A 26,007-nucleotide genomic window follows, 5' to 3' on the forward strand; every position below is an offset into this window, starting at 1 on the left:
ATGCAATACGATTATGTACCCATTAGTCAGCGTGGTCAGCTTAAATGGCCTGACGATAAGCGTGTTGCGCTGATTCTGACCTTCAATCTGGAAACCTGGGATCTGATTAAAGATACCGATGCTCCCTATTACGCAGGTGGCCCGGCGGTACTGCCGGACACGCTGCCGGGGAATATTCCTGATTACCCAAACTTTACCTGGCGTGAATACGGCCAGCGTGTCGGTATCTGGCGTTTGTATGACCTGTTTGATGAGCTGGGTATTAAAGCCAGCTGCACGACTAATGCGGTCACCTTCGAGCGTCGTAATGCCATGGTGCAGGCGTGTCTGGATCGTGGTTGGGAACTGATTACCCACAACTACGAGCAGGGCGAACTGCTAACTAATTTTGCGAAAGACGAAGCCAGGGAGCGTGAAGTGATTTCGCGTTCTATTGAGATGTTCGAGCAACACGTAGGGCGTCGCCCTAAAGGCTGGTTGTCTTCGTCACTGCGCGGCACGCTGAATACGCCCAAAATTCTGGCCGAAGAAGGCTATAAGTTCTACTGCGACATTATGAACGACGACCAGCCGTTTATGATCAGAACTGAGGCTGGTCCGATTGTATCTGTACCGTACAGCAACGAAATTAATGACTTCACCATTATTACCCGTCGTGGTCACACAACTGACGAGTATCGAGATATCCTGATTGAAGAGTTGAACCAGTTGTACAAAGAAGGTGAAACCCAGGCGCGCATCATGAACATCGGTTTACACCCGCATGTAACGGGTCGTGCTTATCGTATCCGTGCGATTCGTGAATTTATCGAATACGCCAAAACGCTGCCTGGCGTGTGGTGGGCAACCCGTGAAGAAATCGCCGACTGGTATTTAACCCAGCAGGAAAGTCATATTCCGGGTCAGATCTAATCTGACCGGTTAACCCAAGGAGCATTTTATGTCTTATTCCATCGTGAACGACGGCGCAACGCCTGTCCCGCAAACCGAGGCAGCCAAAGCGTTACTGGCTTCAGTTGAAGACAAACAGTTGTACATTAATGGCGCGTTTCAGGCACCTTTAAGTGGCACTTATCTGGACACTACCGATCCTGCTACAGGTAAAGTCCTGGCGCGCATCGCGAATGCGGGTAGCGAGGATGTTGACCAGGCTGTGGCTGCGGCACGCGAAGCCTTAAAAGGTCCTTGGGCAACCCTGACTCCGCTAGAGCGTAGTCAGATCCTAAACCGTATTGCTGATTTGATAGATGCGAATATGGATGAACTGTGCGAGCTGGAAGTACTGGATCAGGGTAAACCTTACTATGTTGCACGCTGGGCCGAAATTCCGGCCACCGCGAATCAGTTCCGCTTTTTTGCCGCTCAGGCATTATCGCTCGACGGCAACACCATCAATACTTCGATTAATTACCAGCCACAGGGTAAGCAAGTGCAGGCATGGACGCTCCGTCAGCCGGTAGGTGTGGTCGCCGCGGTAACACCGTGGAATTCACCACTTATCCTTACCGCGATGAAAATTGCGCCAGCGTTAGCAGCCGGTTGTACGCTAGTGCATAAGCCTGCCGAATTAACCTCATTGAGTGCACTGCGCTTGGCCGAAATAATTACCGAAGCAGGTGTGCCCGCTGGCGTCGTGAATGTGGTTACTGGTGACGGCGCAAGCTGTGGTAGCGCGCTCACCAATCATAAAGGCATCGACAAAATTGCGTTTACCGGTTCGACTGCCACTGGCCGTGCCATTGTGGAAGCTAGTAAAAAACACTTAACTCGTGTCACCCTTGAGTTAGGCGGGAAGTCGCCGGCGTTGGTATTGCCGGATGCTGACCTTGAACTGGTTATCCCAGGCATTGCCAATGGCATCTTTTTTAACGGTGGGCAAGTATGTGTGGCGAACTCACGTACCTATATTCACCGCTCTGTCTTCGACAAAGTGGTCGAGGGGATTGCCGCTTACGCCGAGAGCATGCAAATGGGTCATGGCCTCGATCAGGCCACTCAAATGGGCCCTGTTGTATCGGTTGCGCAAGCTGAAAAGATTGAGCAGTTTATCGAACAGGCAAAAGCTAACGGTGCCAAAGTGCTGTGCGGCGGGGTGCGCTTAGGCGAAAACGGCACTTATATCGCGCCAACGGTGGTTACGAACACAAGCACCGATATGCCTATTCATTGTGAAGAGGTGTTTGGTCCGGTGTTAGTGGCTGAGCCTTATGATGATCTCGACGAAGCCATGGCCTGGTGTAACGACAACGAATATGGCTTGGCAGCCAGTATCTGGACGCAGGATCTCTCTGCTGCGCATCGTTTATCGCGCGAAATGGAAGCCGGTACCGTGTGGATCAACTGCCACTCAATGTTTGATGCCTCATTGCCTATCGGTGGTATGAAAATGTCAGGCTATGGTCGTGACAGCGGTAAACAGGCGCTGGATAACTACCTGGAATGGAAAACTGTGTGCGCGGTGCTATAAAGCATTCACTCACAAATCAAAAGATAGTGTTACCAATTTCCGAGCCCCCAAGGCCATTGCATTAAATGCAGTGGCCTTTCTCTGTTTGCTAAAACAGTTTCAGAAACAACGAATTCCTTTTAACCCGAGCAGTGGAAAGAATATAACTCTCTCAGTGAGGACTGGTTTTGTATATTCATAGTGAATTTGACTGCTCAATGACAGCACATCGATTACGACCATCACGTTTGGCCATATAAAGCCCTTGATCTGCCTCTGAAACTAATTCATCTAATGAAGTATTGCCGGGTGTCGTTGTCCAGGTGATGCCAAAACTCGCGGTACATGGAATTTGAGTTTGCTGAAATAACGTAGGGTTCTCAACGAAAGCTTGCTGCAGCCGGTGCGCTAGTTTAACGGCGTCGTCCAAATGGGTTTGTGGCAATAAAATAGCAAATTCTTCGCCTCCCAGTCTGGCTAACACATCGGCCTCACGCACGGTTTTCAGGGCAACTTCACTGATGTTTTTTAATACGGTATCGCCCGCTGTGTGACCGTGGTTGTCATTAATCTGTTTAAAGTAATCAAGATCAAACATAATCAATGCTATGGGCTTTTTAAAGCGTGCCGCTTGTTTAAATAACTGATTACCGAGAGCAAAAAACTCACGGCGATTGTTTAAACCGGTCAGCATGTCTGTCCGCGCTAATCGGTCAGCATGTTTACGTTCATCTTCTAACAGTTGCTCCATGCGTTTGCGTTCAGTGATATCTGTAGCTATCTCAATTCTGACCATTCGTCCATCAATCCAACGTATCGCCTGGTCACGGCACTGGTACCATCTTCCATTAACGGTATTTTGCAGTTCCCATACATAGACTCCGGTAGGCTTATTATTTGAGTCGAGAAGATGTTGGTTGGTACAAAATTCACAGGGGCCTTTTTGCCCGGTCTGTAATACACCCCAACATCGGTTTCCGTTTGGGGTTCCCCACCGGGCTTGACCGTATTCATTCAAAAATAGGAGTTCATGGGTTTGAATATCAGCCACATAGACCAACGCATCCAGGCTATTGAGAATGGTAACCATCGCTTTATAACTATCTTCATCGGTGATGTTGACGAGGTCTGGAGACGTAACTGGTATTTTCATAGGGTATCGTTATATTGCTACGTGGATTAAATACTTCTAAAAGTAATATCGCAAAGTTTTGCCAAACAGTGACCTTGGAAATGCTATGTATAATTGCCGCTCAATATTATAGCAAAAAAGAGGAGCGAAGGACGATGGGAGAAGAGGTAAATTTACCATCAATGCCTGTAAGACGCTAGGGAAACGGCGAATAAGTCCTGCCATTTAGAGCTGTAGCGAGACGTTTTACGGATAGCTTAAATTTTAAACGAAAAATTCCCAGTTTTGGGCAATATACTACTGTTTCAGGTCGAATTGTGACCTTATTCCGGGTTAATCCGGGGGTTCAGGCAGATCTTAGCTGTCGTCGTAACATCGGGTCTGGTTTAAACAGGTTTGCCAGAGTGAATAGCATAGTCAATTGACGGTCATTTTCATCAATCCGTTGTAGTGAGCTTTGATAAAACCCAATTGGCATTTGATAATGCAAACGGGTGTTTCGCTTTTGCTCGGATGCTGGCTTTGAGGTATTCGATATTGATGGGAGTTTTGTTCTTTCGTGGGGGCCTTTTCAGCGCACGAACTTTACCGGGGCGCTCTGCTATCAGCCATGCTACATGCTTATCTTTAGGTTCTTGCCGTTTCTCTGCTCCCTGATAACCAGCACCGCCAGAAACGAATTTCTTATCACTGTGTAGCAGGTTTTTCAGCTGGTTCAGGTCATGTTCGTTGCCTTTCTTGGTCTGATGCATATCCGGGACGCGTTGTTTGTCTTTGTTCTAAGTGGAGCTTGGGACTTTCAATAACCGTCGCATCCACCAGTGTGCCCTGCGTCATCATCACACCGCACTCCGACAGCCATTGCTTGACGGTTTTGAATAACCTACGCGTCAGCTTGTGTTTTTCCAGTAAGTGCCGGAAATTTATGATGGTGGTGCGAATGGTCTTATCCAGTGACAGTTGGGCAACTGGCGTATTGAGGCAATCTCGAACAGCGCATCTTCCCTATGGGCATTGACTAGTTGTTCACTGAGTAGACTGATAGCAAAATTGAGAGCTGCCGGTTAGCAAAATTAACCGGCAAGCATGGTGGTATTAACAGATGGATTGAAAAATCCAGGGTTCAGCTTGTTGCAGCTTATCTTCAAAGGCATGTATTTGAGCGGCGTCTTTAAGTGTAACGGATATTTCATCCAGCCCTAATAACAGGTTCTGGCGGCGGGATTCGTCGATATCAAAATGCCATTGCTTCGTTTCAGTAAGCAGTAACTTGGATTGTAAGTCTACCGTAAGGAAGAGTTTCTCAGTGAGGCTCACCTCAAACAATTGATCGATAACATTACTGGGCAGAGCTATCGGTAACATGCCATTTTTAAAACAGTTATTGTAAAAAATGTCGGCAAAGCTAGGTGCCAGTATAACTGCAAATCCATAGTCCCGAAGTGCCCATACCGCGTGCTCCCGGCTGGAACCACAGCCAAAGTTGTCCCTGGCGAGCAAGATACTACTACCGGCATAATCATTATGATTAAGTAAGAAATCGTGATTCTTACGGCGCTCAGATACCGGTGTTGTCGAATCGCCGCTATCAAGGTAACGCAAGTCGTCGAACAACCAGTCGCCATAACCAAACTTACGAATGGATTTCAGGTATTGCTTTGGCAGTATGGCATCGGTATCGATGTTTGCGCGGTCAAAGGGATACACCTGACCGGTGTGCTGAGTAAACGGCTTCATAGCGCAGCCTCCTTTGATATATCTACGAAGTGACCATTGATAGCTGCTGCAGCAGCCATTGCCGGGCTCACCAAATGGGTACGTCCACCGCTGCCCTGACGACTTTCAAAATTGCGGTTTGACGTGGAAGCGCAGTGCTCGCCTTCGTATAGGCGATCAGCATTCATGGCCAGACACATGGAACAGCCTGGCGAACGCCATTCAAAGCCGGCAGCAGAGATGATTTTATCCAGTCCTTCGTCTTCGGCTTGCTGTTTAACTAAACCAGAACCAGGGACGACCAGTGCTTGTTTAATATTAGGTGCGATGTGTTTGCCTTTTACGATGTCAGCGACAGCGCGAATATCTTCTATTCGGGAATTAGTACAAGACCCAACAAATACCCGATCTAACGTGATGCTGGTAATGGATTGACCCGGCTTAAGTCCCATGTATTGCATGGCTTTTTGATAGTCGGCTGACTTGGCGGCAGGCAGACTGTCAACGTCAGGTACGCATGCATCCACCGGTACGACCATTTCGGGTGAGGTACCCCAACTTACTTGTGGGCGAATGTCTTCAGCCTTAAAACAATACTCGATGTCGAATTTAGCGCCAGGGTCGCTCTTTAGGTCTCGCCACATCGCAACAGCCTTGTCCCAGTCGGCACCGGTGGGCGCATAAGGGCGGCCTTTTACATAGGCTTCTGTTGTTTCATCATAAGCCACCAGACCAGCACGGGCGCCTGCTTCAATGGCCATGTTGCACAAGGTCATACGACCTTCCATCGATAAACTGTAAATTGCATCACCCGTAAACTCGATAGTGCAACCTGTGCCGGCCGCGGTGCCAACTTGACTGATGATATACAGCACTACATCTTTGGCGGTGACGCCACGGCCTAACTGACCGGAAACGTCGATACGCAGATTTTTAGCCTTACGCTGAATCAGACACTGGGTCGCCAGTACGTGTTCTACTTCAGAAGTACCAATCCCGACGCCAAGGGCCGCAAACGCACCATGGGTAGCGGTGTGCGAATCACCACAGACAACGGTCATGCCCGGTAAAGTTAGGCCTTGTTCAGGTGCAATAACATGTACGATCCCCTGACGCTTATCGTTCAGAGCAAATTGCGGCACATTAAAGGTTTTGCAATTGTCATCGAGGGTTTGTACCTGAATACGTGACGTATCGTCGGTAATGCCGGCAATGCCTTTATCACGTTCAGTGGTAGGTACGTTATGATCGGGCGTGGCAATAATGGCATTAGTACGCCAGGGCTTTCGCCCTGCGGCCGCCAGACCTTCAAAAGCCTGGGCAGAAGACACCTCGTGTACTATATGGCGGTCAATGTAAATCAGGGCCGTACCGTTATCGTTTTGTTTAACTAAACGGCGGTCCCAGAGTTTGTCGTAAAGGGTGCGAGGCGCGCTCATAAGAACTCCAGAGTACGAAAACAGATAAACACGAAACCCCGATTCCAGCCTGAAGTCTGTAGCTTAAAGCCAGGAACCGGGGTTTCCAATTATTAGTCAGAATAGGACCAATGCTTATTTTACATTTTGAAAGCTGGGTGTTACCGGTGCTGGAATATGCGTTTCTTCCAGACAGCGGGCTTTGATTTCCTCAATGGTGCCACCGCGGTTGAACAGACCGATTTCGCCGCGCTGCTCAGTTAAGGTTGCACGCAATTCGGTGGTCGCAGCTTCATCGACAGCACCGTCTTTAATGACAACGCCGTAAGCTTTCGCTCCTTCAACCGTTGCCAGGCCACGGTTAATGTCGGTTAACACCAGTTGTGGGTCACGTTTATAGGGGTCACCCCAGCCACCGCCGCCCCAGGTATTGAAATACAGCAGGTCGCCAGCATTTACTTTTATGTCTTCACACTTAGAGGGTAACCACTCTTCGGTACCGTCGGCACGAACCATGCGCTTGGTTGAACGCATGCCGGGTTCTCCACCATTTACGCCCCACGGGTACACTAACCAGCGATCATCGTGGATAGCAATCTGACCATCACATAAGAAGCGATACGCTACACTCAGGCCGTGACCACCACGGTGCAGGCCTGCACCGCCCGAATCAGGGATCACTTCGTAGTTTTCGATACGCATGGGGAAATACGACTCGATAAATTCATTCGGCACGTTAGTAAAGCCCGGCCACAGTGAGTGACCATCCGGACCATCGCCAACCGGACGACCCGGGACGCCACCAAAGCCAATCTGGAACAACTGGAACCACTCGCCTTTATCATCGTATCCTGAGTAAAACAGGTGCGGTGAGTCAGAGAATCCCGCGGCGTTCAGTAATTGTTCCGGCGCGCCCATTCCCAGCAGAGCACCGAGGATGTCAAAGATACGACCAAGGGCGTGAGTACGGCCAGAAAGCGCCGCAGGGTACTTAGGTTTGAGTAGTGTACCTTCAGGAATGCGCACGTCGACCAAGTCGTAGAAACCATCGTTAAAGATAATCTGTGGATCAACCACGTTAATCGTGAATGAGCCGAAAAACATCTTGAACATCTCTTCGTTCAGGTAGAAGTTAATCGAGCTTTGTGCCTGTGGATCGGTACCGTCGAAGTCAAAAATGACCTTCTCGCCTTCACGCCACATTTTACAGTTGATCTTGTACGGGCCCATGCCTTTACCATCGTCACAAATGTAGTCGGCAAATTCACGCGGTTCTTCCGGGATAAACATCTTGATGATTTCGGCCATCGCCATTTTGTTACGCTCAAGCATAATTTCCATGGTTGAGTCGAATACATCATCACCAAAGCGGGTGGCCAGCTCATGACAGCGTTTTGCCGCTGTTTTACAAGCAGCAACCAGCGCGTTCAAGTCAAAGCGGTTCCATTGCGGAGTGCGAACGTTGTGCAGGATAAGCTCTAAAACTTCGTCCTGGAGCACGCCTTTTTTGTACAGTTTTACCGGCGGAATACGCACACCTTCCTGGAAGATAGTGGATGCCTGGATGGGCATTGAACCCGGCACCATGCCGCCGTTATCCGACATATGGCCAAACATGGCTGACCACGCAATATGACGGCCGTCTTTAAATACCGGTATCAGTATCAGCCAGTCGTTTAAGTGCGAAATAGCGGCGTTGCACATGTAAGGGTCATTGGTGAGGATGATGTCACCTTCTTCCAGTGTACCATTGTAGGCATTGGTAAAACCGGTGATGAATGACCCCATCTGGCCCACTACCATTTTACCCTGACGGTCTGCGATCAGCGGAAAACAGTCGCCTTGTTCGCGAATACCCGGTGACATGGCGGTACGAAACAGTACCGCGTCCATTTCTTCACGGGCGTTACGCAGGGCGTTTTCAATAATATCAACGGTTACACCGTCTACATCCACGCGCTTTAGCGGGGTTGTGTTAGTTTCAATAATCTGTGCAGTCATGATATTCCCCGGTTACTTCACTGGATTAATTAACAGGTTACCCACATGGTCGATATTGGCCTGATAGCCAGGCAGTACCACCGTGGTTGAGTCCATTTCGCTAACGATTGCAGGGCCAGGTACCACTATTGCCGGATGCAGTTTGCTACGGTTATAAATTGCACCCTCGTGCCATGCTCCGTCATAGAAGAAGCGGGTGTTCTGTACTTTACAGTCAGCCAGCGTCAGGCTGTCTTCGCCTAAATTACGTTCCGCGATATCACCGCCTTTGGCTTTCACTACCGCCCGGATCATCAGAATTTCGTGACCGTCACCCAGCTTAAAGGTGAACAATTTTTCGTGTTCCTGATCGAAGTAATCGGTCAGCACGGCCAGGCCTTTTTCTTCAAGGTCGGCTTGGGTAAAATCAACCGAAATTTCAAACGCTTGACCGGTATAACGTAGGTCAGCCTGATAGGTAACGACCAGTGATTCTGGTGATAATCCATCGGCAATCAGTGACTCAGAAGCTTTAGCACGCAAATCGGTAAGGTCGGCAAGTAGGGCTTCTTTAGTGGTATTTTGCGCCAGTGCTAAGTATGTACGGGCCGCTTCGTCCTGAACTTCTGTTGTTGCATCACCGTAGGCGCAAAGCACCCCTGGCCCTGGCGGGACGATCACCGGCCAGGCTTCAGTCAGAATACCCAGGGCGTTAGCATGCAGTGGGCCTGCACCACCAAATCCAACCAGCGCGAAATCACGCGGGTCGTAACCCTGTTCAACCGATACCAGACGCAGCGCACCAAACATGGCTTCGTTAGCAATTTTGATGATCCCCTCGGCCGCTTCCATGATGTCGATACCCATGGCATCCGCGACTTTTTGAACAGCGGCTACCGCAGCATCGCGGTTAATCGCCATGGCACCACCCAGTTGTACATCTGATGGCAGATAGCCTAATACGACGTTTGCGTCACATACGGTCGGCTCAACGCCTCCTTTCATATAGGCTGCAGGACCAGGTACGGCGCCAGCGGACTCAGGACCAACACGCAGTGCTTTAGTCAGCTCCGGTACAAACGCGATTGAACCGCCTCCTGCTCCTACAGTGCGTACATCCACGGATGGTGCGCGAACGCGCACATCACCCACGATGGTTTCGCGGCGAACTTTGGCTTTAGAACCCTGAATCAGTGCAACGTCGGTAGAAGTCCCCCCCATATCAAAGGTCAGAATATCGTCATAACCGGCGCGGCTACAGAAGTAGATTGCTCCGGTAACACCGCCTGCAGGGCCGGACATTAGTAAGTTTACCGGCGACTCAGCTGAAGCACGTCCTGATGCCAGACCACCGTCCGAACGCAGGATCGACAACTGAACGTTTTCACCCATGCGGTCTTTTAATGCGTTTTGCAGGTTGTTAACGTACTTGGCTACTTCCGGACGAACATAGGAATTAACGACCGTCGTTTCGGTACGCTCATATTCCTGCATTTCAGGGACCACTTCACTTGACAGTGATATGGGCATATCGCCAAACACTTGCTGAGCAATTTCTTTCGCACGCCTTTCGTGAGCGTCGTTTACATAAGCGTTAATAAAGCAAATGGTCAGTGCTTCCACTTCCCCTTTGGCGTGAAGCTTTTCCAGTTCTACCCGCAAGGCGTCTTCGTTTAATCCGGTAACCACGTTACCCTGAGCATCCATGCGCTCAATCGCGCCAATAGTCAGTTCTAACGGGGCCAGCAGTGGTTTCTTAACATAGCTCACCCAGCCGCCCAGGCCACCAGGACAGAAAGAACGGGCAACCTGCAAGGTATGTTCATATCCTTTTGTGGTCACCAGACCGACTTTAGCGCCTTTGCCGGTCAACACTGCATTTGTTGCGACGGTGGTACCATGCATTACGCGGTGAATCTGGGTTGCGTCAACGCCTGATTCTTCACAAATTCTGGCGATACCATTTAGTACACCCTCAGAAGAGTCGTGAGGTGTAGAAGGTACTTTCGCCGTAAAAGTTTGACCGTTTTTTTCATTAATTAGCAACAGGTCAGTAAAGGTTCCGCCGACATCAACGCCTAGACGATAACTCATTTTTAATCCCCTCAATTTAGGCAAATCCAGGTTGTTTTAGGCTGCATAGGCAAGCGGTGATGAGCTGCTTGCACTCTGTAAGCCGTGGCCAGGTGCCGCTGTCTGGTATGCCAGCTCAAGCGGTCACCGCTGCGTTCGCCGTACCCGGATGAGCACGGTAATTTTCCTGATTTAGCCTATCTGCCTGAAAGGTTCCTGCCATGACAATTGTCAATGCGTGAGGCAGTACGGATTTTTATAGTGAACCTGTACTCAGCCGTTTCCGGTGCTAAGAACCGGTGACAGTGTTCAATCACCATAAATTAATATTGAGGTGTGACATGCTTAACTGTTTTCAACAAGGGCATCACGATATGTTGCCAGAGACCTCGCACGACGAGGCCTCCAGACAGGAATTTGCAAAAAGCCTAAGAGGCTTCATTCAGCACTCGACGTTGCCTGGTTTGCAGCCAATTTATCAAAAACGGGTGGTCCCTAAGTTTAAGCGCGAACACGGTCACGAACCGCAGAACCGCCAGGACATCCGTAAAGCGATGGTAAAAAACAGCTACTTTCAACTGTATGCGTCCACCAATCGCATTGCTCAGGAGCTGCTGTGGGAATCAACGGTGATGAGTGTAGAGCGTCAATTGCCTGCACTGATTGAAAAAGCCAAAGAACTCTCTGCCTCAACCGATGCTAAGCTGGTTATCCCAGAAGGATTTGTACCACCGAAGTATGTGAGTGCGATTGATATCCATTGTATGCCTGGTGGGTACTGCACCGAAGTGACTGAAGAAGACGTGTCAGCCGGTGTGGTGTATGACCGCGGTGTGTATTTATACACCATGGGTTACACAGGGCCTGATAACGATGATATGGGGCGTTCGGTATGTAATTACTTAAAACGCAATAATCCGGAATTTAAACCGCGTCGCATTCTGGATATGGGCTGCACTGTTGGTCATTCAACGCTGCCATATAAAGAAGCGTTCCCGGATGCTGAAATCTGGGGGATCGATGTGGGTGGTGGTTGCGTGCGTTACGCACATGCCCGGGGCGTTGCGCTTGGCAAACCAGTCAACTTTGCGCAAATGAATGCCGAAGAAACAACTTTTGAAGACGGATATTTCGACTTAGTGGTGAGCCATATTCTGCTGCATGAAACCAGCGGGAAAGCCATGCCAAAAATCTTTAAAGAAAGTGAACGGGTTCTCGCACCTGGTGGGCTGATGATCCACGCTGACCTGCCTCCGTTTGATTTAATGGATCCGTTTACGCAATTCATCCTGGATAACGAAACCTGGTATAACAACGAGCCATTTTGGGGCGCAATGCGCGACCTGGACCAAATCAAGCTTGCTGAAGACGCTGGCTTCCCGCGTGATGCGGTGCGTTTTGATACCGCACCGATGGCGATTATGGAAACCACTGAAGGTTCTAAAGGCTACAGTGATGAATCGAAAGAAGCGGTTGCAGATAGGGAATTCACAGCCGGTGAGTTTGCGCCTGGCGGAGGCTGGGAAGTGTTGATCGCGCAAAAACCATTAGTTAAGCAGGAGGTGGCGTAATGTCTGTGAACAGTAATCCAACCCTTAATCATAATGCCAAAGGTAAACGTCCAAAGTTTTATGAAGATGCGGCGTCTGACCAACTGATGTCAATGGTGATGGTACTGGCCAGCGAGCTGAATGTAATGCGCGATCGTATGGACGCGCAGGAGCGAGTGGCTAAGCTGCATGGCATTGATTTGGCCGCTGGTATTGATGCGTTAGAGCTGGACGACGCCGCGCTTGAAGAGCGTGAAGCCTGGCGTCAGGGCTTCATGGCCCGTTTATTCTATCTTGCTCGTAAAGATGCAGAGGAAGCGCAAATTGGTGAAACCAAAGAAAAGTATAAGAGTACTATTGATGAAATTGCCGACGGCAATTAGTACTCACAACATTTTCCCTGGTTAGCACACGTTGCCGGTGTGCTTGCCACTCTCACTTTCATAGTGTGCCCATTTACCACCTTTCCAGTCGGGGAGGTGGTTTTTTTTCGGTAACTGACATAAACGGTCACCAATACAATCACTTCCTGGTTATCCGGTTACTGCCCGAAAAAGAAAACCAAGTGCCCCCTACACGCTTCAACCTGCAAAGAAGTCTACCTACTCAGCGTGACTGGCAGGTTTTCTGACTCGCTCTGTGAGGATTGGTATAACGTTTCTATATCTTGCAATGCCTAAGCAGCAAAGCGCATGGGGATTGTGAACGAACAATCGCGTTCTGCAAATGACGACTTGATTACGATTTTCAGTCTGATTATCAGTCCGACTAAATGAAAAAGTTAAAGTTTTTTGACATTTATCATTCTTTATATCGCTTTAGGGTGCTGATATAGATATCAGGCTCGAATGACGAATTTGTAACCATACCGATTCTTTGCCGAAGACAATTTTTATAATAAGAAATGCAACACGTCACTTCACAATGCTATCGCTGAAGTCATCTTCCAGAGAGGCGAAGTGAGCGAAAACACAAGCTACTAAGAGGAAATTTACGTGACTCATTACTCACCACATAAGACCCTGCGATTAAGTTTATTGGCCGCATCGGTTGCCCTGGCAAGTCAAACAGTATATGCCCAGGAAGCGGAACCAGCCGCCGAAGATAAGTCGATTATCGAAAAAATTGAAGTGACAGCTCGTAAACGTGCAGAAAGTATTCAGGAAATTCCACTGGCTGTATCGGCGTTAATTAGTGACGACATTGAAAAGCGCGGCATTGTGCAGGTGAAGGATCTGGCTGATAACACGCCTGGACTGGTTGTTTCTAACAACTTCTCGGGCAAAGCAGACCGCTCTGTGCAGACTTTCACATTGCGTGGGTTCTCACCCAGCAGCGGTGCTGAAGCGACTACATCTATGTTTATTGATGGCGTACCAGTATCTTCAACCACTGCCGTTTCTTCTATCGGTACTCCAGCACGTGTTGAAATTCTAAGAGGTCCACAATCGGCTTACTTCGGTCGAAATACCTTTGCTGGTGCAATTAACGTAGTAAACCGCGAACCCTTGGGGGATCTGGCGGGGTTTATCGATATAACCGCGGGGAACTATGGTTATACGCGTTTTCGTGGTGAGGCTGAAGGCGCAATTATTGAAGATAAACTTTCTGTCCGCGGGTCTTACGAAACCTATGAGAAAGATGGTTATTGGGACAATAAAGGACCGGACGGCGGTAAACTGGGAGAGCAGAAAACCAGTATGACCAACCTCTATATTCTTGCCAACCCAACGGATGAGCTGACGATCAAAGCCTTTGGCTTTATGTCGCATGACGAAGATGGTCCTGCTGCTGCTGCGCTGCTGTCTGCCTTTGATCTATTCGATGCCGCGGGTAACAAAGTGGTTACAGGTCAGTCGAATTGTACACTGGGCCCAGCAAATGGTCCTTACTTCTGTGGCGAGTTGCCGACTAAGGTCGATCCAATTACGTATAACACCAATGCCTCTGATGCACTGAAAGCGTTTTTGAAGAACCCAGCAGGCAGAATTATTGGTACCGACAGATTATCAAATTACGGTATGGATCGTGAAACCTATCACGGCCACATTGTGGTTGACTGGGAAATCGGGGATACCGGCTTCACATTGTCATCCCTCACTGGGGTAAACAAGGAAGAATGGATTATTCTTAATGATATCGACCACTATTATTCGCCGTCTTTCAATTACGGTTACCTGGTTGAAAAAGTAAACGAAGACTTCTCTCAGGAATTGCGTTTAACTTACGATAATGGCGGCGCTTTTTCCGGAACGGTAGGATTAAGTTACCTTGATGCGACCCAAGATGGCTCGCAAACCCAGCTCATTCAATTTCCATTTGGCGAAAGTATTCCATCACAAGTATCACAAACTGGTGAAGGCTCCAATGAAACAAGCGGATTGTTCTTTGGCTTAAGCTATGAGCTCAGCGATAAAGCCACTATCAGTGCAGAAGGTCGTTTCCAGCGCGATACCATTGCAACGTATGATGCCGATGACACGCTATTAGTGGAAGAAGACTTCGATAACTTCCTGCCACGAATCATTGTTGACTATCAGTTTAGCGATGATCTTATGGCCTATGCGACTTTTTCTAAGGGGGTTAACCCTGCAGCATTTAATACCGGGTTATTAGCGGTAAGTGAAACGGTCAGACAGCAAGCCGTGGATGCGGGTATAGGACTGACGGTTGATCCTGAAGAGGTTGATAACTATGAAGTAGGTTTTAAGGGCACTGGCTTTGATGGTTCGATGACTTACGCCGTCGGTGTATATTATGCGGACTGGACTAAACAGATTAACCGGGTAAACCTTGTTCTGAGTGACGAAGATGGTACGCCTACCAGCTTTTCAGGGGTCGCCAATGCTGGCCATACCACTCTTCAAGGTATAGAAGCTGAAGTGAACTGGATGTTAACCAGTGATCTACGTCTGAATTTTAGCGGTGCAATGACGGATTCGGAAATTAAAGATTTCTCCAACCTGGCATTGACCCAGTTAACCGGCATTAGCGATTACTCAGGCAACGAGATGCCGAATACGTCAAAGTATTCAGGCAACATAGGCTTGCAGTATGATGGTACGTTCAGTGGCGAGTACGATTACTTTGGTCGTGTAGACTATATATACAAAGACGGTCTCTATTCAAACCAGGCAAACTTCCTGAAAACACCTGATATTCATCTGGTTAACCTGCGTGCGGGTGTCACCTTCGGTGATTTTAGTGTCCAGGCTTATGTGAGAAACCTGTTTGATAACGACTCGTATACTTTTGCTTACGATTACTACGCATTTGATTCTTCTTTTGCTTACTTCGCATTAAACTCTGCCACAGTAGCGAGCTTCCAGGAGCCAAGAACTGTTGGTCTGCAAGTTAAGTGGACCTTTAGCGAATACTAATCGCGTTGAGCTTTCAACTAATAGGCGAGTTCCGACTCGCCTTTTTCTTTTCTATCGAATATGGAATATTCATGTCTAGTAAAATCACATTAAACGTGTTGCTTATTGCGGGCATATTATGTCTTGCTGGCTGCAGTAAAGTGACCACCGAATCACCAACTGATTTTATCTCCGTAACGACTACTGAAGGCTCTGTCAAGGGCGTTAAATCAGACGGCATTATTGCGTTTAAAGGCATTCCCTATGCCGCAGCCCCGGTCGGGCCCTTGCGCTGGCGTGCACCGCAGAAACCGCCGGAACGTGAAGAAATGCTGATCGCGGATACCTATGGCAATCGTTGTATGCAACGACCAGTAAATCCTGACTTTCAGCGCGTAAAAGAGCAATTTACTCAGGATGAAAGTGAAGATTGTTTATATCTGAACATATACCGCCCTGATACTACAGCAAGCGATCTGGCGGTTATGGTATGGATCCCGGGTGGCGGACTGGTAAGTGGTTCAGGCTCCCGCCCGGTGAATCACGGCGGTAATCTGGTCCGTAAAGATGTAGTGGTAGTAAGTATCAACTATCGGTTGGGAAGTTTTGGCTTCTTTGCACATCCCGAATTGTCGAAAGAAAATCCTGATAATGGCAAGTTGTTTAATTATGGCCTGATGGATCAAATCGCAGCGCTTGAGTGGGTACAACAGAATATCGCTGGTTTTGGTGGCGACCCCGACAATGTCACTATTTTTGGCGAATCGGCCGGTGGTGGTTCAGTAGATATGCTGGTGGCGTCTCAAGCTGGTAAAGGGTTATTTCATAAGGCGATATCGCAATCCGGTTACGGCCGTGGCCGTCAGCCGCGAGTGGCAGCTATTGCTGAGGAAGGCGATAAAGTGGTAGAAAGCATGGGCAGTAAGCTTGCCGACGCATTAGACATGCAAGATGCGTCATTGGCTGAACTCAGAGCGATAGCAGCCAGTGACATTGTCAAGGCTACCGATTTCTCAACTTACATTGACTTTGCCGTTGACGGAACGGTTATTAGCAAAGATATGATGGTGACATTGCATAGCGGGCAGCAAGCTGCAATTCCAATGATTATTGGTTCGACCGATTTTGAGTTTGGTATGGTACCGCCAGAAGCGCAACGGGGCATCATGTCGACCTTCTTCTCGGCAGACGAAATGGCAGTGTTAACGCCTTATTTTGGCTCAGAGGCGGTTCGCGACAAAATGTTATATAGTGACTATGCCTTTCATTCGCAAAACAGAGAGTTTGCCTTAGCTCATGAACGCGCAGGTTATACAACATTTGTGTATCGTTTTGGCATGCCGGCAATGGGTTTTGCGAATTTAGAGACCGACTTTGGTACTGTTTATGGCGCACCGCACGCGAGTGATATGCCGTATACCTTCGGTAATTTTACTGGCGATCATATGGAGCCCAAAGACCCTGGTGCAGATCAGCTTGCAGTGTCTGAACTTATGATGAACTACTGGACCAATTTTGCTAAAACCGGCAATCCTAACGGCTCTGCTTTACCTGAATGGCCCGAATATCAGGGGACGACCATTATGCGGTTTATTCCTGAGAAGAGTGGTGCGGTAGAAGACGCCTGGGCAGAACGCCTGGATAAAATTAACGCGCTCATTGAATGAGTAAAACGCCTGAGACCTTACCATGACAGCTACCGGCACAGTGTCGGTAGCTTGTTTCCCTGACAAATAGATTCACTGCTTGTTCGCAGTGACCGTAAGCCTATCACCAACTCCCTTCCCAAGCTTTAGCAGTGTAACTAATTGAGAAATATCAATGCGCTAAGTGCTTTGCTAATTATACGGTAGCGAATGAACATAATGAGAACTGGGAACTGACATGATTAATGAAAGTATATTTGGTGGTGTAACTCGCCGCGGCTTTTTATCTGGTTTAGTGGCCAGTGGCGCTGCCATGGCTGCGGCACCTGGATTTGCAAAAACCGGAGCGAAGAATCTTCGCCCACTGGATATTCACGATCCGCGTGAGAACTTGTATGGCTTTGCTAAGTTATGGGGCACTATCGGCGATAAAGCTGTGCTGTCTGGTTATCAGGGCGTGCAATATGCCGTCGTCGGCAATCAGCGTGCGATGCCGCTTTTCGGGTATTGTGGGTTTGGCAATATTCGGAATGTTATTTTAAAAGACGGATCAGTTCGGGTGCTTGGTAAAGAGTGTGGCTATTTTACCGATCTTAAGACGGGCAAGATTATTGACCATTGGGATAATCCCTGGACTGGCGAGCGGGTCGAAGTATTCCCCTTTTTAAATGATAAATTCCGTGGCACGCTTGGCCTGACCCGAAAGGTATTCAAGGTAGGCGACAGCGAAACCGTCAATAATGACATGGGGGATGGAGACGCGGCTAATCAGCCCTATTTACTACCCTGGCAAACAATAGGGGATAAGTATCTGTTAAGCTGGGATTATGCTCATGAGTATACCAACCCGGTGACGCCTGAAGGCTGGCCTAAAGCATCGACAGGTCGTCGCGTTAACCCTTCTGAGCACTTCTGTTTATTTGCACCGAAAGACGAAATTGATGATCGGTCTCTGGAAACGGCGACCTTTACGGCTGGATTTTCCCGTCAGGCACCCTGGTGGCCGTGGATGCTGATGGGCCAAAGCGGGGTAAATGGGGTTCTGATTGGCAGAATGCACAGCTATCAGATCACCGGTGGTCCTGAAGATGTGCCAAGAGTGGTACTAGAACGCGTTGAACGGGACCGTCCGGACTTATTGGAAGAACCTGAAGATGGTCTTGACTACGGTGTACGGGGAACTTTAGAGGAATATGCTGAACAGGTACCCCCTGAAACTCCAGGCTATCAACCGCCGAAAGCAAAAATTCTGAGTGAGTAACCTCTGATTACACAGCATCGGCAAGCCACCGATGCCGTGTTTAACAATCATAATGGATGACTATTAAGCGGTTTTAATAGCATAGCACTGATATTTCATTTCCAGATATTCCTCGATACCCGCATGTGCGCCTTCCCGCCCAATACCGCTGGCTTTAATACCACCAAATGGTGCATTGGCTGCGGAAATAACGCCGGTATTAATGCCCACCATGCCAGACTCTATCGCATCGACAACTCGCTGTGCCCGGTGCAGATCATCGGTAAAGAAGTATGCTGCCAGTCCATAGGGTGTGTCATTCGCGTACCCGATGACTTCTTCTTCGGAAGTAAATGGAATAATGGGCACTAAGGGGCCAAATGTTTCTTCGCATGTACATTGCGCGGTGGGGGGGACATTGGTCAACACTGTGGGTGCATACCAGTTGTTGCCGTGTTCAAGCCGCTTACCGCCAGTTAACAGGGTTGCGCCCTGTTGCAAGGCATTCTCAACATGCTCAGTTACTTTATCGGCACCGGCATCGTCGATCAGCGGACCAATTTCGACGCCGTCATCCAGCCCATTACCCACTTTTAGCGCTTTAACCCTCGCCACGAGTTGGGTTTGAAAACTCTCCAGCACATCTCGTTGAACGTATACCCGGTTGGGTGAAATACAGGTTTGACCAGCATTGCGGAACTTGGCTTTAATTAAGCCTTCTACAGCGACATCAACATCGGCATCGTCAAAAACGATAAAGGGGGCATTGCCGCCAAGTTCCAGCGATAACTTTTTCACGTCCGGTGCACATTTGGCCATTAGTTGCGAACCGACTTCCGTGGAGCCTGTAAAGGTAAGCTTGCGAACCGTTGGGTTTTCGCAAAATGTATCGCCAATGACACTGGCTTTACCTGTGACCACTTGAATGACACCCTTTGGTACGCCGGCCTGAACCGCCAATTCACCCAGTGCCAGTGCTGTTAATGGGGTTTGACTGGCTGGTTTGACGATAATAGTACAACCGGCCGCCAGTGCAGGTGCAACTTTTCGGGCGATCATGGCGGCAGGGAAGTTCCACGGGGTGATAGCGGCGCAAACGCCTATTGGATCGCGGGAAACACGAATCTGTGTATTGGGGGTTGCCGCGGGCAGAGTTTCGCCATTGATACGCATGGCTTCCTCGGCAAACCACTTTACATAACTTGCTGCATAGGTAATTTCGCCTTTGGCTTCAGACAAGGGTTTACCTTGTTCAGAGGTCATAATCGTTGCCAGGGCATCGGTATTGGCGATGATAAGATCGTACCATTTACGCACGATGTCGCCGCGCTCAGAAGCGGGTTTCTTGCGCCAGAGCTGAAAGGCTTGTTCTGCTGCGATGATTGCTTTAGTTATGGAGTCCTTTTTCAGCGAAGGGACGGAGGCAATTTCTGCACCGGTGGCCGGATTAGTAATGGCAATGGTATCTGCAGCGGTTACCCATTCTCCATCAACCAGACAAGCTTGTTTAAAAATTGAAATGTCATTTAATGTCATGATTTTGTCCTGACTAAATACTTAATGCTTACGGCGTTAATTGATAAGGGATCAACGGAGCCCTTTTAATATCAGGTTGGGTAAGATGCTATTGTCCCATTCTGGTGTCTTTGGTGGCGTCTGACCTAGCCGTAAAATAACAGTTCTGGTAGCCGGGGAGACATACACTACCTGATTGGAGTTGCCATCAAACAAAAACAGCTCAGGGTCGGCGTAAGGGGCTGAATGCAACACTTTTGGCCCCGGACCTGAGGAGCCGGTAAATCCTCGTCGTTCCTGATAAGGCGTGCCTACCCAAACTCCCAGGCCATAATGTTCGTTATGGCTTGATGGGGTTCGCATCAGTGTGACGTAACCTTCAGGTAGTAATCTCTGGCCCGCGATTTTGCCATCCTCAAGGAGCAAAATTGCTAATCTAAGCCATGTTTCAGCGGGAAGTTTCATACAGCAGCCAGAATGAGCGAGTCCACCCACCCGATTGACCCAAATTTCGCCGCCAGCGGCACCGATAGGCGATAATATCTGTGTGCTGAGGAAATCAGAATAGCGCTCACCCGTTGCCCTTTCGAGAATGATGGCAATCATGTCTGCGGCAGCATTATTGTAGCCATAAGTGCTGCCAGGTTCGCTTTGCAAGGGGTAATCGTGGATTAAAACCTTATCATGTTCATAAGACAGATAGGCTGTATTCCAGGGATGCATCGGATCAGTGCTATAGCCTTGTGGTAAAAACCCTGAGGTCATGTTGAGCAGATGTTTAATCTTAACCGCTGCCTTTGGGGTGCCCTGCCACTCAGTAATAAAATCGGCTGCCGATTGTTCAATGGAATCGATATGATCGAGTTGAATGGCGCGTCCAACAGCGATGGCACCCAGAGGCTTGGATAACGATTTTGATACAATTGGGGTAGTAGAATCAGCACCGTCATAATAAGACGCTCGTTGTATCTTCCCATCCCGCCAAACCATAAATGCAGTGGAATTATTGTTTGCCGCGTATTGGTCCGCTTCATCCAGTGCCTGTTGGCTGACAGACAGTTCATTATCAGCCGCTTGTGCTAAAGGCTGATAATGGGAAGCCCCTGCGACTGATTCCATGGGTGAGTATTCAGGCATCATGCCCCGGTTGGCTTTTATCGCTTCGAAGCGCGCCAGATACATGGCTTCGTAATCCGTCTCCGCGGCAGCACACGCCGTTAATAACAGCGTACCAACTGCAACAGAAATGAACGGTTTAATCATGATTCTTTCCCTTCTTCTCGGCTAACGCTTTGTTATAAAAATCAATGGAGTCAAAGCGGATATCATTCCAGTTCTTTGTATCAAATATGGCCGGTGCAAATTTTTCGAAATCGGCCCTTATCTGCGGCGGCAATTCGTGAAAGCCGGCTATGTTTTGCCCGAAAGCGCGCGCCATACTGCGACCCTGTAGTTGACCCAGTCGCAGAAAGGGTTGCCAGCTTGTCAGGTTTTGCATGTGTATTTCAGCGTTAACTGAATGGCGACTCGTGTCGAGCACATCAGCCAGTGGGGCGGAATAGGTAGACATCGAGTCCCAGTAAATTTTCTCACCACTTGAATAGACAGGCCAATCCTTGGGCTGAAACATGTTTGGAAATGATTCAATGGATTGAGTTGGGACATAGACTCTGTCGCCAATCACATTAATGCGCAGCGGTTGCGGAGCAATGCCTGGTGCGATAATACCGTTGGGCGTGTACAGTCGGCCAATGGGGCCAAGAATAAACGTCTCCAACTCTACCACTTCATTGGTTACCGGGTTTTTCCAGTGTGTAATCGCGTTATCTGTATCGAATTCGGTAAAATAACCCACTTCATAGTGTTTCAGGTTAAAGTGTCCTGGTCTGCTATCGGGTGACCAATGTTGAACGACATAGTTATTCATTGAAAAGAAGGGGACAACGTTTTCTCCCATATAACCGTAGATATGAAAACGCAGGAAAGCATGTTTTTCTTCGGTACCAATACTGCCCATAATTTTTGTAGCCACTGTTGAGCGGCGCTCTGGGGTGGACAGGTCGAGATCGATAGCCGTGTAACGTTTGGTTTGTTCAGCGGCCGTGGCCTGAGAAGCGGTGCCTAATGTCAGTGCTGATAAGCCTATACCGCCAAGTTGTTTCAATGCGTCACGCCTGGATTGATTATTGCTCATTATTATTCCTGTATCAATGGGTTACCTGGATTGTAAGTTTGCCTGGCCATGTTGCCCAAGTTGTTCTGAGAGGGTTGATTTTGCTGACGAATCGTTCTCGACATAGGCTTTGATCATGAGTGTCGAAATGCGCAATGCTTCATGCATCTGTGTGGTTTGGTGTGGTCCGGGAAGTTCCGGCCGACAAATCAAACCACCGAAGTAATGGTCAACATCATCAAGTACTAAGGCGTAGCGTTCGCCGCCACGTTCAACTGCGTGATAGGCATCAAGATGAGTTTGCCATCCTGCGTCACTGCCCATTGGCACATCAGCAGTACCGGTTTGAATTAGAGCGGGTACCGCAAGTTTGCTGTAGCCTTGTTTTTCAATGAAACCAGGAATTGCCCCGGGTGGGGAAAATGCCAGTACTAACTTCACCCGGTTATCGGCAACGGGCTCCGGCACACCGTCAGGTATCAGTGCAACAGCTCCGCCCTTAACCAACGCAGTAAGGCCACCGTAACTGTGCCCGGCAGCAATGTAGCTTTCACCGCCATAGGTATCGGCAAGTATCTGCATATCCTGCAGACGGGTAGTCCAGGAGGCGAAACCGGCGTAACGGTCACGGTGAGGATGATCGGTAGAATCAACATGTAATGGACCGAATACCTGATAACCATTTTCAAGCCATTGTGTGACTAATGGTGCATATTTCCAGGGGGCAGAACCTGCTCCATGTGAAAAAAGAATGGTTCCTACAGTTTTACCGGTTGGTTGCCAATGCCAAACCTGTATCGCTCTGTCATCATAATGAAGTTCGATAACTTCTGGTTCTTGAGCATGAGCGTGGAGCGTACCTGAAATAAGCAACAGGACGCTAAGGGTAAATAATTTTATTAAGTAAAAACAATTAGCTACATTCATAAGAAACAGCCTTCTAAGCACAATCTCTATTGAGATTTTAATAAAGCGTCAACATCACAGTGTAACCTGATACGCATTAACGCCCATGACAAATATCAATTTCTGTCTCACCACATCAACCCTTCAGCCTTAAATACCGGAGAGAACATAGCTCAATGTTTGCATAATTGACTTTTGTTAAGGAATCGGGCGGTGGACTGCATTACGGTCATTTGATTGATATACGGTATTATTTGCAATGTAAGGATGAGTACATGCGTAAATTAGGCGTGCCATTGCTTTTGTGTTGGTGTGTTAGTCAACTTGTTCATGCAGAAGATACCTGGCCTTCGGCAAAACAGATTGAATTTGTGAAAGAAAGACAAGCGACGATGCCATGGCAGGATATTGTTTCGGCGGTAGATTGGTATTCACCGTTGGAAGACGTGCCTGGATCGGATGTGTCACCTTTGCCGATAGATCTCGACGACGAGCAACATTACCAAACCGCCGAACGTCTCGCGCATGCGCACAACAGCTATGCCTTTTTAGTTTGGCGCGATGGCGCAATTCGTTACGAAAAATACTGGCCTGGTTTCTCTCAATCTTCAAGATACGACACTGCTTCGATGCACAAAACGGTCGTCGCCTTAGTATTGGGGGCGGCAGTTGCTGATGGTTACATTGCGTCTGTAGATGCCACACTGCAAGATTTTGTAACAGATATCCGACCTGCAGCATTAGGTCAGGTTTCTCTTCGTTCGTTATTGGAAATGTCCAGTGGGATGACTAACCCCCCTTTTTCGTCAGCCCCGGAGAGTGTTGGTACGCAAACCTATCTTGGCAATGATTTACGCGAAGCCTACAGCCACTGGCCAATGTCGCTCTCTCCGAACAGCGAGTTTTATTATGCCAATGTGAACCCTCAATATCTTGGCTGGGTTATTGAGAACGCGACGGGAAAGCGTTATGCACAGTATCTTTCGCAGCGTTTATGGCAGCCGTTGGGAGCCGGACCTGCTCGCGTCTGGTTGGATCATGAAAATGGCTCGCCACGGACGTCATGTTGTTTACAGGCTTCAGCCCGCGACTGGTTAAGAATAGGCCTGTTGATCATGAACCGGGGTGAGGTCGATGGTAAGCAGGTTATTCCAGCAGAGTGGGTAGACAATATGCTGAAACCGTCGCCACTTAACGCTAATTACGGCTGGCTAATCTGGCGGGGTAGTCCACATAACCCGGCACGCCAATACAGCCAGAGTAGCGCTTTTGTTGTGCCCGCTGAGCAGCCATTTAAAGCGGATGATGTGTACTTCCTCGACGGCTCCGGCGCTCAGCGGGTGTATATCATTCCATCACAAAAGACCGTTATTGTACGGATAGGCCAGCCCAGTCGGAACTGGGACGATTCAGAACTACCCAATCTCATCCTGGATTAGTGTTATTGGCCGTATTTTTATTCCGCTATACATCAGCATATGAGGGGAACAATGTTAAACAAAATTAAGCAATGGTGGACACTTGATGCGACCGAAGAAGCGAAAAGTGCCGATAATCCACTCTCTCCTTTGAAAGAAAGTCAGCGCCGCAATGCTTTTCCACTGCTGGCACTGGCGTTTGGTTGGGGCTTTCTGGTCACTGGTTTGTTAACCGGTGGTGCATTAGGAAAAGGGTTACCGTTTATGCCGGATTTACTGATGGCATCGTTTCTGGGTAACAGTATGAACTTTATTATTGGTGCGCTGGTGGGTTACATCGGTTACAAGACCGCGTGTAACAGTGGTTTGCTCTACCGTTTTACCTACGGCAACGTGGGAGCCTACATTCCGGTGCTGTTCGTTGCGCTGCTAACCATTGGCTGGCAGGGGATTACGGTCGGTGCGTTTGGTTATGCATGGGCGCAATCATTCGATTCAACGACGTTTTATGTTGTTGCGATTGGCGCAGGCGTTTTGTTTACCGCAACCACTTATCTGGGGGTGGAAGCGCTCGAAAAGGTAAGTATGCCGTCGGTGCTTATGCTAGTCGCGGTCGGTATTTACGCCACCTGGTTGAATATTGATTCCGTGGGAGGGTGGAACGCATTTTTTGACATGTCAGCCACTCAGGCTGCTGCATCGCCGCTCAGTATGCGTGATGCGATTAATATGGTGGTTGGATCCTGGATTGTCGGGGCCATAGTAATGGCAGATTATACCCGTTTTGCTAAAAAAGCCTGGGTAGCCATTGCTATCCCGTTTGTGGTTCTGATTATTTCTCAGTGGTTTTTGCAGGTCATCGGCTCGATGGGCGGCATCGTGTCAGGAACCTATGAGTTCACTACATACATGTTGGAACAAGGTACGGTCATTGGCTTGCTTGGCGTCATTGCTATGAGTCTCGCACTTTGGACCACCGGCGATACCAATTTATATCTGCCTGCTGTACAAACTGCCAGTGTGTTCAAAAAGCCTAAGCGCGTTACCACGCTGATTTGCGGGGTTGCCGGGACCATTCTGGGACTGGGTGTGTACGAGTACTTTCTTGACTGGATTAATTTATTAGCCGCACTGGTGCCACCTATTATTGGCCCGGTAATAGTGGACTACTATGTGGTGAATAAGAAACACTATGATCCTGAAACGCTGGCTCATTTGCCGGGTTGGAATTCACTGGCAATTGTGTCTTATCTAATTGGCGCCGGCAGCGCATACTTAGCGGGGGCCGGAGTAGAGTTGCCAGGAGTCACTGCGCTATTCCCGTCTTTGTACGGTTTGCTGGTATCGATGCTCGCGTATCTCATTCTCGCAGTGGTTGCTAAAATGGTAAGCCCGACAAAACAAAATACGACTTCATCACAGGCTGATGCCTGAT

At 48.7% G+C, this 26,007-nt stretch carries 18 protein-coding genes and 1 pseudogene; 9 read left to right on the top strand and 10 right to left on the bottom strand.

Annotation, left to right across the window (positions count from 1 at the left end; all coding sequences use genetic code 11):
• Both AC2T0J_RS09230 and AC2T0J_RS09235 read left to right on the top strand, forming a co-directional pair.
• Nucleotides 1-912 carry a polysaccharide deacetylase family protein gene (locus AC2T0J_RS09230; protein WP_489809842.1) on the top strand — a complete coding sequence of 304 codons (912 nt, stop codon included), beginning with the start codon at nt 1-3 and terminating at the stop codon, nt 910-912.
• A 28-nt stretch (nt 913-940) separates the two neighbouring features.
• Nucleotides 941-2,467 carry an aldehyde dehydrogenase family protein gene (locus AC2T0J_RS09235; RefSeq protein ID WP_489809843.1) on the top strand — a complete coding sequence of 509 codons (1,527 nt, stop codon included), beginning with the start codon at nt 941-943 and terminating at the stop codon, nt 2,465-2,467.
• Between the two features lie 175 nt (nt 2,468-2,642).
• Here the strand turns inward: AC2T0J_RS09235 and AC2T0J_RS09240 are convergent, their stop codons facing one another.
• The 6 genes and pseudogenes from AC2T0J_RS09240 to AC2T0J_RS09265 all read right to left on the bottom strand — a co-directional run bounded on the left by AC2T0J_RS09240 (nt 2,643) and on the right by AC2T0J_RS09265 (nt 10,786).
• Nucleotides 2,643-3,599, bottom strand: a complete 957-nt coding sequence (locus tag AC2T0J_RS09240) for a GGDEF domain-containing protein (protein WP_489809844.1) — start codon at nt 3,597-3,599, stop codon at nt 2,643-2,645.
• Between the two features lie 325 nt (nt 3,600-3,924).
• Nucleotides 3,925-4,582 (bottom strand): annotated as a pseudogene (locus tag AC2T0J_RS09245) (transposase); the annotation flags it as partial.
• A gap of 91 nt (nt 4,583-4,673) precedes the next feature.
• Nucleotides 4,674-5,315, bottom strand: a complete 642-nt coding sequence (gene leuD / locus AC2T0J_RS09250; RefSeq protein ID WP_489809845.1) for a 3-isopropylmalate dehydratase small subunit — start codon at nt 5,313-5,315, stop codon at nt 4,674-4,676.
• Nucleotides 5,312-6,733 (bottom strand): 3-isopropylmalate dehydratase large subunit, encoded by a 1,422-nt coding sequence (gene leuC / locus AC2T0J_RS09255; protein ID WP_489809846.1) that lies wholly within the window; start codon nt 6,731-6,733, stop codon nt 5,312-5,314. The genes leuD and leuC overlap by 4 nt, the downstream gene beginning before the upstream one ends.
• A 114-nt stretch (nt 6,734-6,847) precedes the next feature.
• Complete coding sequence (locus tag AC2T0J_RS09260; protein WP_489809847.1) at nt 6,848-8,713, bottom strand: hydantoinase B/oxoprolinase family protein; 1,866 nt, start codon at nt 8,711-8,713, stop codon at nt 6,848-6,850.
• 12 nt (nt 8,714-8,725) lie between these two features.
• Nucleotides 8,726-10,786 carry a hydantoinase/oxoprolinase family protein gene (locus tag AC2T0J_RS09265; RefSeq protein ID WP_489809848.1) on the bottom strand — a complete coding sequence of 687 codons (2,061 nt, stop codon included), beginning with the start codon at nt 10,784-10,786 and terminating at the stop codon, nt 8,726-8,728.
• Between the two features lie 320 nt (nt 10,787-11,106).
• Between AC2T0J_RS09265 and AC2T0J_RS09270 the strand changes: the two genes are divergently transcribed.
• The 5 genes from AC2T0J_RS09270 (at nt 11,107) to AC2T0J_RS09290 (ending at nt 18,581) form a co-directional block, all read left to right on the top strand.
• Nucleotides 11,107-12,336, top strand: coding sequence for a class I SAM-dependent methyltransferase (locus tag AC2T0J_RS09270; protein WP_489809849.1), 1,230 nt, complete (start codon nt 11,107-11,109; stop codon nt 12,334-12,336).
• Nucleotides 12,336-12,698, top strand: coding sequence for a hypothetical protein (locus AC2T0J_RS09275; RefSeq protein ID WP_489809850.1), 363 nt, complete (start codon nt 12,336-12,338; stop codon nt 12,696-12,698). Before AC2T0J_RS09270 ends, AC2T0J_RS09275 begins: the two co-directional genes overlap by 1 nt.
• Before the next feature lie 612 nt (nt 12,699-13,310).
• Nucleotides 13,311-15,695, top strand: coding sequence for a TonB-dependent receptor (locus AC2T0J_RS09280; RefSeq protein WP_489809851.1), 2,385 nt, complete (start codon nt 13,311-13,313; stop codon nt 15,693-15,695).
• A 71-nt stretch (nt 15,696-15,766) separates the two neighbouring features.
• Entirely contained in the window at nt 15,767-17,341 is a 1,575-nt protein-coding gene (locus AC2T0J_RS09285; protein WP_489809852.1) for a carboxylesterase/lipase family protein, read from the top strand.
• Between the two features lie 217 nt (nt 17,342-17,558).
• Complete coding sequence (locus tag AC2T0J_RS09290) at nt 17,559-18,581, top strand: DUF1838 family protein (protein WP_489809853.1); 1,023 nt, start codon at nt 17,559-17,561, stop codon at nt 18,579-18,581.
• 63 nt (nt 18,582-18,644) lie between these two features.
• On the opposite strand, the gene AC2T0J_RS09295 is transcribed toward AC2T0J_RS09290, so the two are convergent.
• Genes AC2T0J_RS09295 through AC2T0J_RS09310 form a run of 4 tightly spaced genes read right to left on the bottom strand, consistent with a single transcriptional unit; the run spans nt 18,645 to nt 23,175 of the window.
• Complete coding sequence (locus tag AC2T0J_RS09295) at nt 18,645-20,096, bottom strand: NAD-dependent succinate-semialdehyde dehydrogenase (protein ID WP_489809854.1); 1,452 nt, start codon at nt 20,094-20,096, stop codon at nt 18,645-18,647.
• A gap of 51 nt (nt 20,097-20,147) precedes the next feature.
• Nucleotides 20,148-21,338 (bottom strand): serine hydrolase domain-containing protein, encoded by a 1,191-nt coding sequence (locus tag AC2T0J_RS09300; RefSeq protein WP_489809855.1) that lies wholly within the window; start codon nt 21,336-21,338, stop codon nt 20,148-20,150.
• A complete protein-coding gene (locus tag AC2T0J_RS09305; RefSeq protein ID WP_489809856.1) occupies nt 21,331-22,269 on the bottom strand; it encodes a DUF1838 family protein in 939 nt (312 codons plus the stop codon). Before AC2T0J_RS09305 ends, AC2T0J_RS09300 begins: the two co-directional genes overlap by 8 nt.
• Before the next feature lie 21 nt (nt 22,270-22,290).
• Nucleotides 22,291-23,175, bottom strand: coding sequence for an alpha/beta hydrolase family protein (locus AC2T0J_RS09310; RefSeq protein ID WP_489809857.1), 885 nt, complete (start codon nt 23,173-23,175; stop codon nt 22,291-22,293).
• 254 nt (nt 23,176-23,429) lie between these two features.
• Between AC2T0J_RS09310 and AC2T0J_RS09315 the strand changes: the two genes are divergently transcribed.
• Together AC2T0J_RS09315 and AC2T0J_RS09320 are read left to right on the top strand one after the other, a co-directional pair.
• Nucleotides 23,430-24,593 carry a serine hydrolase domain-containing protein gene (locus AC2T0J_RS09315; protein WP_489809858.1) on the top strand — a complete coding sequence of 388 codons (1,164 nt, stop codon included), beginning with the start codon at nt 23,430-23,432 and terminating at the stop codon, nt 24,591-24,593.
• 51 nt (nt 24,594-24,644) lie between these two features.
• On the top strand, nt 24,645-26,006 hold the full coding sequence (locus AC2T0J_RS09320; protein ID WP_489809859.1) for a cytosine permease: 1,362 nt from the start codon (nt 24,645-24,647) through the stop codon (nt 26,004-26,006).
• The last annotated feature ends 1 nt before the right edge of the window (nt 26,007 follow it).

This window comes from Alteromonas sp. ISO5 (assembly GCF_058105165.1).